The organism is Methylobacterium sp. J-070, from assembly GCF_022829385.1.
Lineage (GTDB): Bacteria > Pseudomonadota > Alphaproteobacteria > Rhizobiales > Beijerinckiaceae > Methylobacterium.
Map to the genome: position 1 here is coordinate 65,599 of NZ_JAKSXX010000291.1, position 12,479 is coordinate 78,077.

A 12,479-nucleotide genomic window follows, 5' to 3' on the forward strand; every position below is an offset into this window, starting at 1 on the left:
CCCCCCCTGCGGGGGAGGGTGGCCCCCGGAGCGGGTCGGAAGAGGGGAGCCCGGCTTCCGGAGCGATCGCGACGGGCTTCGCATCCTGAACCGTCGCGCTGCCCCTCTCCCGACCCCTGCTACGCAAGGGCCAAGCTCCCCCGAAGAGGGTGGAGGGGACGCAGCGTGGACGGTCCGGCACACCGAGCGACCCGCCGCCCCCTGTCCGTGACCCCGCCGCGGGCGTAGAACCCGTCGCATGCCCGCCCGACAGGTCGTCTTCACCATCTCCCGCGGCGTCCCGTTCCTGCCGACGCTCGCCGAGGCCCTTCTCTCCGGCCGGCTGGCCGGGGCGGTCGCGGACGACCCGCTGGCGCTCGCCGCCGTCACCATCTACCTGCCGACCCGCCGCGCCGCCCGGGCGCTCGCCGCGATCCTGGCCGACAGGCTCGGCCGCGACGCGCCCGGTCGAGCCGTGCTGCTGCCGCGGATGATCCCCCTCGGCGAGGCCGACGAGGCGGAACTCGACCTCGCCGCGGAGCCGCTGCTGGAGGCCAACGCCGACCCGCTGAGCGCGCCGATGCCGCCCCTGGAGCGCCGGCTGATCCTCGCCCGCCTTGTCCAGGCCTGGGCCAGGACCGTGGACCGGACCCTGCTCCCCCTCGATGCGGAGGTGCCGTTCCTGGTCCCGTCCTCCCCCGCCGACGCGGTCGGGCTGGCGGGCGACCTTGAACGGCTGATGGACGCCCTCACGGTCGAGGGCCTGCCCTGGTCGGAAATCGGCGCCGCCGTGGAGGCGGAGTATTCCCGCTACTTCGGCCTGACCCTCGACTTCGTGAAGATCGCCGCCGAGAACTGGCCGAAGCTGCTCGCCGAGCGCGGCCTGGCCGATCCCGTCGCCCGCGCCCGGGGCCTCCTGCTCGCCGAGGAACGGCGCCTGTCGCGCGGCGCGATCCCCGACCCCGTGATCGTCGCCGGCTCGCTCGGCTCCGTCCCCGCCACCGCCCGGCTGATCGCCGCCGTCGCGCGGCTGCCTCGGGGCGCCGTTGTCCTGCCCGGTCTCGACATCGACCTCGACGCCGCCGGGTGGGACGGCATCGACACCGGCGAGGGATTCTCGCGGGTGATCGCGCACGGCCATCCGCAGGCGGTGCTGCACCGGCTGCTCGGGCCGGAGAACCTCAACCTGAGCCGCGCCGAAGTCGGCGCCCTCGGCGAGCCCGATGCCGGCCAGACGGCCCGGGCCGCGCTGCTGTCGCAGGCCCTGCGGCCGGCCGACACCACCGACGCCTGGGCCGATCTCGACCCGGACGCGCGCGACGCCATCGCCCGGCTCGGCCTCGACGGGCTGGCGCTGGCCGAGGCCGCCGACGAGCGCGAGGAGGCGCTGGTCGCCGCCGTGGCGCTGCGCGAGGCCCTGCAGGAACCCGGCGCCACCGCGGCCCTGGTCACGCCCGACCGCGGCCTCGCCGGCCGGGTCGCCGTGGAGCTGCTGCGCTGGGGCATCGTGGCGGAGGACTCCGCCGGGCTCGCCCTCGCCGGAAGTCCGGCGGGCCGCCTCGCCCGGCTGGCGGCGGAACTTGCCGCCGACCTGGCCCGAAGCGCCGCGGACGCGATCCCGGCGCGGCTGATCGCGCTGCTCTCGCATCCGATGGTCCACCTCGGCCTGACGCGCGCGGACGTCGTTCGCGGCGCTGCGGCCCTGGAGATCGGGCTGCTGCGCGGGCCGGTCCCGGCCCCGGGCTTTTCGGGGCTCCGGACGGCCCTCGCGGACGAGCGGGTCGGCCCGGTCGAGCGCCGCCCCCGGGCGAAGCGTCGCCTCACCGATATCGACTGGGACCTCGCCGCGGATCTGCTCGAACGGCTGGATCAGGTCTTTGCCGAATTCCCGGGGCCGGACGGGGCCGGTGACTGCGACCTCGTCGCCACGGCGGCGCGCCACCGGGAGGCCTGCGACCACCTGATCGCCGGCCCGGCCGACGCACCCGAGATGGAGGCGGACGGCTCCCTGTCCTGTCTCGATGCGCTGTTCGACGACCTCGAGATGGCCGAACCCGGCCTGATGCCGGGGCGGTTCGACGATTACGCCACCTTCTTCACGTCCCTCGCCCGGGAGCGCGTCGTCGCCTGCTCGGGCGAGGCGCCGCATCCGCGGCTGCGCATCCTCGGCCTCCTGGAGGCGCGGCTGCTGTCGGTGGACCGGGTGGTGCTCGGCGGGCTCGACGAGGGCGTCTGGCCGGTGCGCACGCTGACCGACGCGTTCCTCAACCGCCCGATGCGCGAGCGGGTCGGCCTTAACCCGCCGGAGCGGCGGATCGGCCAGATGGCGCACGATTTCGTGCAGGCGCTCGGTTGCCGGGACGCGGTGATCACCCGGGCGCTGAAGCGCGAGGGCGCGCCGACCGTGCCGTCGCGGCTGATCCAGCGCCTGCGGGCGCTCTCGGGCGATTCCCGCTGGGAGGCCGTGCTTGCGGCGGGGCGCCGCTTCACCGGCCTCGCGGCCCGGCTCGACGCCGCCCCGGCGCAGCCGCGGCTGAAGCGCCCGGCGCCGAAGCCGGATCCGGCGCTGTTCCCGCGCTCGCTCAGCGTCACCGAGATCGAGACGCTGGTGCGCGACCCCTACAGCATCTTCGCCCGCCACGTGCTCGGGCTCGATCCCCTCGACCCGCTGGCGGCGGCCCCGGGCGTCGCCACCCGCGGCTCCCTGGTCCACGACGTCTTCGCGGCCTTCGCCGAGCGTCATCCCCGGGACCTGCCCCCGGATGCGGCCGAGCGGTTGCTCAATCTCGCGTTGAACGCCTTCGCCGAGATCGAGGCGACGTATCCGAACCTCTACGCCGAGTGGTGGCCCCGCTACGAGCGCATGGCCGCGGCCTATCTCGACTGGGAGGGACAGCGGCGGCCCGGCCTGACCCGGGTGGCCCCCGAGGTCTCCGGACGCTGGGTGATCCCCATGGGCCGCGAGAGCTTCACCCTGCGTGCCCGCGCCGACCGGATCGAGCTGCGCCCGGACGGCACCGCCTGCATCGTCGACTACAAGACCGGCACGCCGCCCACGGCGAAGATGATCTTCTCCGGCTTCTCGCCGCAACTGACCCTGGAGGCGGCGATGCTGATGCACGGCGCCTTCGCGGGCCTCCCGGCCGTCGGCGCCACGCCCGACCTGCTCTACGTCCACGCGTCGGGCGGCCGGAAGCCGTTCCTCCCGATCCCGGTGAAGCCCCCCCGGGGGGACGAGCGCGACGTCGCGGCGATCGTGGCCGAGCATGCCGGCCGGCTGCGGGGTCTGGTCGCGCGCTTCATGACCGGGGAGGCGGCCTACACGGCGCGGCCCTATCCGCAATACGCCAGCAAGTACGGAGCCTACGACCACCTCGCCCGGGTGCTCGAATGGTCGCTGGGCGGGGAGGAGGGCGGGGCGTGAGCCGGGACGGGCCAGGGGACGAAGCCGCGCCGGCCGGGACCGCGTCGTGCCGCCGTCGCGTCCGGCAGGCCGCCCCCTAGACTGTCAGCCTCGGCGGGATCGAATCGGGGAGTGGAGCTAGATGACCTGCGAGCCTCTTGCGGATTTCGCCGCCCGGGCAAGCGCGTCGGGATCCGGCGCCGCGCCCGAGGGTGGCTTCGCCGCGCTCGTCCCCGAACTGGGCGTGACCGATCTCGATGCCAGCCTCCGGTTCTGGTGCGGACTCCTCGGCTTCTCGATTGCCTATGACCGGCCTGCGGCGCGGTTCGCCTATCTCGTGCGCGGGCCCGTGCAGATCATGCTCTGCCAGCTCAACGGGCATTGGGAGACCGGCGAACTGGTTCGCCCTTTCGGACGCGGCATCAACTTCCAGACCACAATCCCGTCCCTCGCCCCGATCCTGGCCGCCCTGACTGAGGCCGGTTGGCCCATCCTCGAGGGACCGAACGAGGCATGGTACAGGGTCGGTGACGCCGAGCACAAGCAGCGGGAATGTCTCGTGCAGGATCCGGACGGCTATCTCATCCGCCTCGCCGAGAGCCTGGGTGTCCGCGGGCCCGGAGGGACCTGAAGGGCCTTACGTCGGATGCCGATCACAGCACCCAAGTCGCCATCCCTTCATCCGCTTTCGGGGAACAGGCGCAGCTCGAGCATGTGCTAACTGAGGCGCATCACGAAGCGTGACGCGCTCTCCTCCCCCTTGCGGGGAGGAGTTGGAGGTGGGGGTGACGCAGACGGCACCGCGGAGCCACATCCGGCCCCGCCCCGCAAGGGCAAGGGGACGCGCGCCCAGAGCATGAAGCGCGTGATCCCATTCAAACCGAAAAGCTCCAGATCCGCGCTTCGCCCCGCCCAGCAGAGGGGGGGGAGGGCGCAGGGGTCACGCCCCTGCGCTTATCCTTCGCGCCTGCGGGAATACCGTCGAGTACGGTGGAGCGATCCCGTCCCGTGCGCCCCTCGCGCGGAGCGGCGTCGAGGGACGATCGGCAGGCCGGATCGGCGCGATTTTCCGTGAAATCAGAAGAACGCCTGCAGCCCCGTCTGTGCGCGGCCCAGGATCAGCGCGTGGACGTCGTGCGTGCCCTCGTAGGTGTTGACCGTCTCGAGGTTCTGGGCGTGGCGCATGACGTGGTACTCGCCCATGATGCCGTTGCCGCCGTGCATGTCCCGGGCGGTGCGGGCGATGTCGAGCGCCTTGCCGCAATTGTTGCGCTTGACCAGCGAGATCATCTCGGGCGCCATCCGGCCCTCGTCCATCAGCCGTCCGACCCGCAGCGACGCCTGGAGGCCGAGCGTGATCTCGGTCTGCATGTCGGCGAGCTTCTTCTGGACGAGCTGGGTCTGCGCGAGGGGCCGCCCGAACTGCTTGCGCTCCAGGGTGTAGTTCCGCGCCCGGTGCCAGCAATCCTCGGCGGCGCCCATCGCCCCCCAGGAGATGCCGTAGCGCGCCCGGTTCAGGCAGCCGAACGGCCCCTTCAGCCCGGAGACGTTGGGCAGCAGCGCGTCCTCGCCGACCTCGACCCCGTCCATGACGATCTCGCCCGTGGTGGAGGCGCGCAGGCTGAGCTTGCCCTTGAGGGTCGGCGCCGAGAGGCCCTTCATCCCCTTCTCCAGGACGAAGCCGCGGATGGCCCCGTCATGCGCCTCGGACTTCGCCCAGACCACGAACACGTCGGCGAACGGCGCGTTCGAGATCCACATCTTGGCGCCCGAGATCCGGTAGCCGCCGTCGATCTTGTCCGCCTTGGTCTTCATGCCGGCGGGATCCGACCCGGCATCGGGCTCGGTCAGGCCGAAGCAGCCGATCCATTCGCCGGAGGCGAGCTTCGGCAGGAATTTTTGCCGCTGCGCCTCGGAGCCGTAGGCGTGGATCGGGTACATGACCAGGGAGGACTGCACGCTCATCATCGAGCGGTAGCCGGAATCCACCGCCTCGACTGCCCGGGCCACGAGGCCGTAAGCGACGTAGGAGGCGCCGGCGCAGCCGTACTCCTCCGGCAGGGTCACGCCCAGCAGGCCGAGTTCGCCCATCTTCCGGAACAGGCCCGGATCGGTCTTCTCATGGGCGTACGCCTCGACGATTCCGGGCAGGAGTTGCTCCTGCGCGAAGCTCTGGGCGACGTCCCGGATCGCCCGCTCGTCCTCGGTGAGCTGGTCCTCCAGCAGGAACGGATCCTCCCAGACGAAGCGGGCGGAGGCCGGGGCCGACGGGGAGGCGCTGCCCGGGGGGCGCATCGGAGCGTTCATGGGAATTCCTCGCAAGGGATGCGTGCGGCCTCGCAGGCCCGCGCTTGGCGCTACCCTAGACCCGCGCGGCCCGCCGTCCAACGCGCCGGGTGACGCCGGGGCCGCGGCGTCACGCCCGGCCGAGGATCATCAGCCAGACCACGGTGGTGAGCGGCGCCAGCAGGGTCGAGACCAGCACCGAGGCCGCGACCATCCCGGTCTCGGTCCGGTAGCGCGCGGCCAGCAGGTAGGCGTTGATCCCCACCGGCATCGCGGCGAACAGGGTCGCCACCCCGGCATAGGCGGGCGGCATCGCGAAGACGTGGAAAGCCAGGATCCAGACCGCCAGCGGATGCAGGATGTTCTTCAGCGCCGCGATCACCAGCGCGCCTTTGAGGTCGAACAGCACCCGGTAGCGCTTCAGCCCGGCACCCAAAGCCACGAGCGCGCAGGTCGAGGCGGTGCCCGCGAAGGCATCGAGCAGCGACTGGGCGATGCCGGCCGGCGCCAGGCCGAGGCCCTTCAGGGCCATGCCGACCAGGAGCGCCACGAAGATCGGGTTCCGCAGCAGCACCAGGGCGAGGCCGCGGAGCCGCGCCAGGATCGGCAGGCCGGACTCCGACTCGATCAGGAAGGTCGCGCTGCCCATCATCAGCGGAAGGTGGACCGCGAGCAGCATGAACAGCGGGAAGGCGCCCTCCTCGCCGTAGGCCTGGAGGATCATCGGGACGCCGACGAACACGGTGTTCGACTGGCTCGCCGCGAAGCCGTGCAGGATCGCGCCCCGCCGCTCGATCCCGGCGCGCCGCCGGGCGATCAGCGTGCCGACGAACCACGAGACGCCGGCGCCGCCGAAATACGAGACCCAGTAGGACCACGCCACCGTGCCGGTCATCCCGGGCTTCGTCAGCGTGGCGATGATCAGGGCCGGGACGGCGACCGCGAAGACGTATTCCGACAGGCCGTCGCTCACCTTGTCGGAGAGCAGACCCGCGAGCGCGGCGCCCCAGCCGATCAGAACGATCCCGAAGATCGGGGCAATGGTGGCGAGGGCGTTCACGGATCCGGGCGGCGTGCTGCAGGGCGGGCGGCCCGCCCATAGCACGCTGCCGCCGGATCCTGCCTCGGCGCCCGAGGAATGGGGCGCCGGCTCCGGACGCGTCGGCCTACTTGTTCTCGAGCACCTCGATCGGGTCGGTGCGCTGGCTCGCGGGCGGCTCCCTGGTCAGGTTGGTGCCGCTCTCGCGCCGGGCCTTGGCGTCCCGCGGGGCGCCCGCATCGCCGACGTTGCTCTGCGTCGGCACCGTGCCGGAGGCGAGTTCGAGGCAGGTCACCATCTCGACGTAGGACGGATAGCCACCGGCCTTGAACTGATCCTCACACTGCCGCTTGGCCGACGCGGTGTAGCGGCCCCATTGGCGCTCCGCCTCCTTCTTGGCGTCCCGCTCCGAGCGCAGGCAGCCGTCGTAATTGGCTTTGTCGCTGATCGACGTGTTGGCCACCTGGGCCGACCGGCAGGTCTTCTCGACGTCGAGGTTCGGCACCGCATCGGCCCGGGCCGGGCCAGCGATGAGGCCGAGCCCGAGTGCGACAAGGGCGGAGGATATCGGATGCATGGTGGTCGAGGCTCGCGATCGAGGGGCGTCAACAGAGGGCTTTGCCGTCAGAACGCGCCAGCGTGCCTATCGGTGCCCGCCAGCCCGGACGGAGCCGTGCGAAGGCTCGGCATGAAAGCGGAGCGGGAGGTCCATCGGACAATCGGGAGCGAACCTGACTCCGGGCCTGCCGCCGTATCGGCGCGGATATCGTCACGCACGCGCCCGAAAGTCTTTACGACGATAAGTGCCTCTATGCGCGTATATCAATATTATCATCTTTCAATTTCCTGATCGCGCATGAACGGCCTCAGGATTTTCACGCGATAAAATCTGAGCTAAAGTCGTTCTAAAGTTCTGGGCGGTGGAAGCGTATCGCCCTATCTCACTGAAAGATCGACGAGGCACAGGGTTAGTTATGATCAATACGATCAAGGGCCGTCTGATCATCCTGATCGCACTGCTCGGCACCCTCCTTTTGGCCTCGGTCTTGGTCGGTCAATTCGCCCTTTCCAGCAGCAACAACAATCTCAGGATCGCCTACGAGAATCGGGTCGTTCCGCTCAGCCAGTTCCTGGCCGTTCGTGAGGCCTACGATCGGATCGTCGACGCGTCGCGCGAGGTGCGCGAGCAGGTCGCCAATCCCCGTGACGCCGCGGGACGCATCGAAGCCGGTCTGGCCCGCGTCAACCAGCAATGGGCGGCTTATCGCGCACGCGATCTCGGCCCCGAGGAGAAGCGGCTGGCGGCCGACATGCAGGCGCAGGTCGATCGGAATGCGGCAATCGTCGCTGGCGTGCTCGATCGGCTGCGCGGCGGGACCCTCGACGGTTACAGCGCCACCCACCTCGCGCTCAATCAGATGATGGCGCCGACCGTCGCCGCCCTGGCGAAGCTGACCGATCTGCAACTCGGGGAGACGCGCGCCGAGTTCGAGCGCGCGCAGGAGGCCGCTTCCAATGCCAAGTCGATCCTGATCGCGTTCCTGGCGGCGGCGGCGCTGGCCACCTTGTTCGGCCTGCACACCGTGCTCATCCGGGTGATCCGACCGCTCGATCACACCACCGCCCTGATGGGCCGCCTGGCGTCCGGCGATCTGACCGTGACGGTCACCGGAGCCGAACGGCGGGACGAGGTCGGCGCGATGATCCGGGCCGTCCAGATCTTCAAGGATGCGATGCTGTCCAAGCGGGCCGCCGACGAGGCTGCCGCCGCCGAGAACGAGGCCAAGATACAACGGGCCGCGTTGCTCGATGAGGTCACCAAGCGCTTCGAGGACAACGTCTCGGCTCTGACCCACGGCTTGGGGAGCGCCGCCTCCGAGATGGAGGCCACGGCCCAGGCCATGACCGGCGTGGCGGGCCAGACCACCCAACAGGCCGCGACCGTGGCCAGCGCCGCCGCGGAGACGTCCGGTAACGTGCAGACCGTGGCGTCCGCGACCGAGGAGATGGCCGCCTCCGTGCAGGAGATCGTGGAGCAGGTGACCCGCTCGGCGCAGATCGCTGACCGCGCGGTCGAGGGCGCGACCCGCACCAGCGCCACGGTCCGCCGCCTGGCGACCACGGCCGAGCGCATCGCTGCCTTCGTGGACGTGATCGCCAACATCGCCAGCCAGACCAACCTGCTGGCGCTGAACGCCACGATCGAGGCCGCGCGCGCGGGCGAAGCGGGCCGCGGCTTCGCGGTGGTCGCGGGCGAGGTCAAGGAACTGGCCGAACAGACCGCGAAGGCCACCGGCGAGATCGGCGAGCGGATCGGCGAGATCCAGACCGCCACCAACGAAGCGGTCGGCGACATCGAGGCGATCGGCCGGATCATCGGCGAGATGTCGAGCTACGCGACCGCGGTCGCCGCCGCGATGGACGAGCAGGGCGCCGCGACCCGGGAGATCACCCGCAACGTGCAGGAGGCGGCCCGCGGGACCGAGCAGGTCACGCGCAACGTCGCCGGCCTCCGCGAGGGCGCGAGCCAGACCGGTGTGGCGGCCGTGCAGGTCCTGAGCGCGGCCAAGACGCTGTCCCGGCATTCCGACCGCCTGACCCGGGAGGTCGGCGCGTTCCTGGGTAGCGTCAAGGCGGCTTGAGCGACTCGCGAGGAGGCGTGATCGAGGTCAAGCGCAGGTGCTCGCGTGCCGCACATGGCGGCCAACGCGGCTCAGGGCGCCGCATGCCCCGCGCGCAGGGCCTGATCGAGATCGGCGAGAAGGTCGTCCGTGTCCTCGATGCCGGTGGAGAGGCGCAGCAGATCGGGCGGGCAGGGGCTGCCCGGACCCTCCACCGAGGCCCGGTGCTCGATGAGGCTCTCGACGCCGCCCAGCGACGTCGCCCGCTTCCACAGCCGCACCCGGGCCGCGGTGGCGACGGCACCGGCCTCGCCGCCCGCGACCCGGATCGACAGCATGAAGCCGAACCCGTCCCGCATCTGCCGGCGGGCGACCGCATGCCCCGGATCGTCCGGAAGTCCCGGATAGAGGACGCGGGTCACGTGCGGGTGTCCGCGCAGGCGCTCGGCGAGCCGCATCGCGCCCGCCGCCTGCGCGGCCGCCCGCAGGTGCAGGGTCCGCAGGGACCGCATCAGCAGGTAGGCCTCGAACGGGCCGAGGATCCCGCCGCTGCCGGCGCGGATCCCCTGGATCCGTTCCCAGAACGCGTCGGCCCGCGCACCCGCCAGCACGCCCGCCACCACGTCGGAATGGCCGTTGAGGATCTTGGTCGCCGAGTGCATCACCAGATCGGCACCGAGTTCCAGGGGGCGCGTGTGCACCGGCGAGGCGGCGGTGGAATCGACCGCGAGCCGGGCCCCCGCCGCGTGGGCGATCTCCGCGGCCGCCGCGATGTCGGAGACCGTCCAGAGGGGGTTGCCCGGGGTCTCGATCCACACGAGCCGGGTCCGGCCCGGCTGGACCGCGGCACGCAGGGCGTCGAGATCGTCCGTGTCCACGAAGGTCAGGGTCAGGCCGCGGCGGGGCGCCTCCTCGCGCAGCCAGCGCTTCAGCGCCCAGTACATGACGGTGCCGGCGACCACGTGGTCGCCGGGCTCCAGCGCGCCGAACACCGCCGTGGCCGCCGCCATCCCGGATCCGAACAGCAGCGCGCCGGCCTGCGCGCCCTCCAGCATCGCCAGGACGGCTTCGGCCTCGCGCACGGTCGCGTTGTCGGGCCGCGCGTAGCTGTAGCCCGAGCTGTAGCGGTTGTCGGGATCGCGGATGAACGTGGTGGAGACATGGAGGGGCATCACCACCGCCCGGGTCCCGGGGTCTATCCGGCCCATCGCCTGCGCGGCGAGGCTCCGGGGCGCGAAGTCCCGGCCTTCGGTCCGGGTATCCGACGGGCCCTGCGGCGCGTTAGGCTGTGACATCTGGCGATTCCCGGCGGATGGAGACGGGCGCGTGCCACGGCGCGTGCGCCCCGGCAAGCCGCGCCGCGTGGAGACCGACCCTATGCCCGCCGCGACACACGTCCCCGAGCGACCGGCCCTGCCGCGCTGGCTCCGCCTCGCCGCCGCGATCCTGCCGGTGGCGGCGACGGCGGCCGTCGGCTTGGCCTCCACGCAGGCCGAGATCCCGGCCTGGTACGCCGGCCTGAACAAGCCGGCCTTCAACCCGCCGGACTGGGTGTTCCCGGTGGCCTGGACGATCCTCTACACGATGATCGCGATCGCGCTCTGGCGGCTCCTCGGCGCGATGCCGCGCACCGGACCGAGCCGCGAGGGCTGGTGGCTCGCGCTCGCCGCCTTCCTGGTCCAGATCGCCTTGAACGCCGCCTGGACCCCGGTGTTCTTCACCGCCCACGCGATCGGCGCCGGGCTGGTGGTGGTGGCGATGCTGCTGGTCATGGTGCTCTGGACCATCCGGCTGACCTGGCGGTTCGACCGGGTCGCGGCCTGGCTGCTGATGCCCTACGCCGTCTGGGTGGCCTTCGCGACGCTCCTCAATGCCGCGATCCTGCGATTGAACTGAGGATTCTCAGGCTCCGGCGTGCTCGTCCGCTTCCTCCCCCGCGGGCTTGCCGTCGTCCCGGGCGCGGTGGAGCATGTAGATCGCCAGGACCATCGTGAGGATCAGCCCGGCCAGCACGCCAAGCTCGATCATCGAGGCGTTGAACAGGGCCTGTTTCTCCTGCGACCAGTCCTTGGCGTGGGTGATCTCCGAGGATTGCAGCGTGATCACCAGCACCCGCCGGATCGAGGCGATCAGGCCGACGATCAGGAACGGCTCGCAGGTCAGCTTGCCTGACCGCATCGAGACCCGCACCGTGTGCAGGATCTCGATCAGCATCAACAGGAACAGAAGCCGGTCGATCACCTCCAGGATCTTCTCGGCGCCCCCGAACGCCCGCAGCGCCTCCCAGGTCAGGCCGGCGGCATCGATCAGCGCGACCAGAGCCGTGACCGCCAGGAGAAGGCCCAGCGCCGCGTAAATCGCGTGTTCGGTGTGGAGGAAGATCCCGCTGGCAATCCGCGTCAGGGAGCCCTGCCGCTCGTCGTCCCCGTCAATCATGGCGCAACATCCCCCGGTGTAGCGGTCACGTCAGGCTCGGCCTTCACTTGGTGCCGAATTGGAGTGTCGGTCCGGATTGAATGTCGGAAGCGACGCAGGAAGCTTTACGATTGTGCCGTAACTTCCGGAAGTCGGCCGTCTGCCTGCCGACGATACTTTAGTGGAAGAACGGCAGCGCGTGCGGCGCGAGGTAGCCGAAGCCCAGGAGCGCCGCGCCGGCGAGGCCCAGGAAGCCGCCGGCGAAGACCAGCACGGCGATGCCGGTGATCACCTCGGCCGAGGCCAGCACGATGCCGATCTGGAAGGCGGCCGAGGCCAATTCGTAGTGGTGGTAGCGCAGCAGCGACAGGTCGCGCCGGTCCTCGGACGCCCGCGCCTTCGCGGTCAGCTCCTTGCGGCCCTCTCCGGTGGCCGGCTCGGATTCCCACCGCGACAGGGTCTTGGCCCATTCGGCCCGCTTGGCGGCGATCGCGTCCTGGTTGGGTCCCGGCGGCACCAGCGCCAGGGCCTCGTCGGCGGTCTTGAGCACCGTCGAGCGGATGGTGCGCGCCTGGAAATACGCCCACTGGTTGGCGGCCTCGACATTGGCCCCGATGGACTCCGTCTGGGACGCCTTGCCCAGGGTCTCGCTGAAGGCGAGGAACAGTGCCAGCACCGAGATCAGCAGCGCGACGCGCTTGTTGGACCCTTCGATCGCCCCGTGACCACCCGACAT

General features: G+C 71.2%; 10 protein-coding genes. 4 read left to right on the top strand and 6 right to left on the bottom strand.

Going from position 1 to position 12,479, the window contains the following annotated elements; genetic code table 11:
• Window positions 1–238 precede the first annotated feature (238 nt).
• Together addB and MKL01_RS33735 are read left to right on the top strand one after the other, a co-directional pair.
• Window positions 239–3,403: a double-strand break repair protein AddB gene (gene addB, locus MKL01_RS33730; RefSeq protein WP_243909526.1), complete on the top strand. Its 3,165-nt coding sequence runs from the start codon at window positions 239–241 to the stop codon at window positions 3,401–3,403.
• A gap of 121 nt (window positions 3,404–3,524) precedes the next feature.
• A complete protein-coding gene (locus MKL01_RS33735) occupies window positions 3,525–4,013 on the top strand; it encodes a bleomycin resistance protein (protein WP_243909527.1) in 489 nt (162 codons plus the stop codon).
• A gap of 446 nt (window positions 4,014–4,459) precedes the next feature.
• On the opposite strand, the gene MKL01_RS33740 is transcribed toward MKL01_RS33735, so the two are convergent.
• The 3 genes from MKL01_RS33740 to MKL01_RS33750 form a co-directional block, all read right to left on the bottom strand.
• A complete protein-coding gene (locus tag MKL01_RS33740) occupies window positions 4,460–5,689 on the bottom strand; it encodes an acyl-CoA dehydrogenase (RefSeq protein WP_243909528.1) in 1,230 nt (409 codons plus the stop codon).
• Between the two features lie 109 nt (window positions 5,690–5,798).
• Window positions 5,799–6,728 (bottom strand): AEC family transporter, encoded by a 930-nt coding sequence (locus MKL01_RS33745; RefSeq protein ID WP_243909529.1) that lies wholly within the window; start codon window positions 6,726–6,728, stop codon window positions 5,799–5,801.
• A gap of 106 nt (window positions 6,729–6,834) precedes the next feature.
• A complete protein-coding gene (locus MKL01_RS33750; RefSeq protein WP_243909530.1) occupies window positions 6,835–7,284 on the bottom strand; it encodes a hypothetical protein in 450 nt (149 codons plus the stop codon).
• Between the two features lie 397 nt (window positions 7,285–7,681).
• On the opposite strand from MKL01_RS33750, the gene MKL01_RS33755 reads away from it, so the two are divergent.
• Window positions 7,682–9,349, top strand: coding sequence for a methyl-accepting chemotaxis protein (locus MKL01_RS33755; RefSeq protein WP_243909531.1), 1,668 nt, complete (start codon window positions 7,682–7,684; stop codon window positions 9,347–9,349).
• Window positions 9,350–9,420: 71 nt separating this feature from the next.
• Here MKL01_RS33755 and MKL01_RS33760 read toward each other — a convergent pair whose 3' ends face one another.
• The gene (locus tag MKL01_RS33760) at window positions 9,421–10,623 is read right to left on the bottom strand and encodes a trans-sulfuration enzyme family protein (RefSeq protein ID WP_243909532.1); all 1,203 of its coding nucleotides are present in this window, start codon (window positions 10,621–10,623) and stop codon (window positions 9,421–9,423) included.
• Between the two features lie 82 nt (window positions 10,624–10,705).
• Here MKL01_RS33760 and MKL01_RS33765 point away from each other — a divergent pair, with 82 nt between their 5' ends.
• Window positions 10,706–11,224 carry a TspO/MBR family protein gene (locus MKL01_RS33765; RefSeq protein ID WP_243909533.1) on the top strand — a complete coding sequence of 173 codons (519 nt, stop codon included), beginning with the start codon at window positions 10,706–10,708 and terminating at the stop codon, window positions 11,222–11,224.
• Between the two features lie 6 nt (window positions 11,225–11,230).
• On the opposite strand, the gene MKL01_RS33770 is transcribed toward MKL01_RS33765, so the two are convergent.
• Window positions 11,231–11,764: a phosphate-starvation-inducible PsiE family protein gene (locus tag MKL01_RS33770; RefSeq protein ID WP_243909534.1), complete on the bottom strand. Its 534-nt coding sequence runs from the start codon at window positions 11,762–11,764 to the stop codon at window positions 11,231–11,233.
• 157 nt (window positions 11,765–11,921) lie between these two features.
• Window positions 11,922–12,479, bottom strand: a complete 558-nt coding sequence (locus tag MKL01_RS33775) for a DUF4337 domain-containing protein (protein WP_243909535.1) — start codon at window positions 12,477–12,479, stop codon at window positions 11,922–11,924.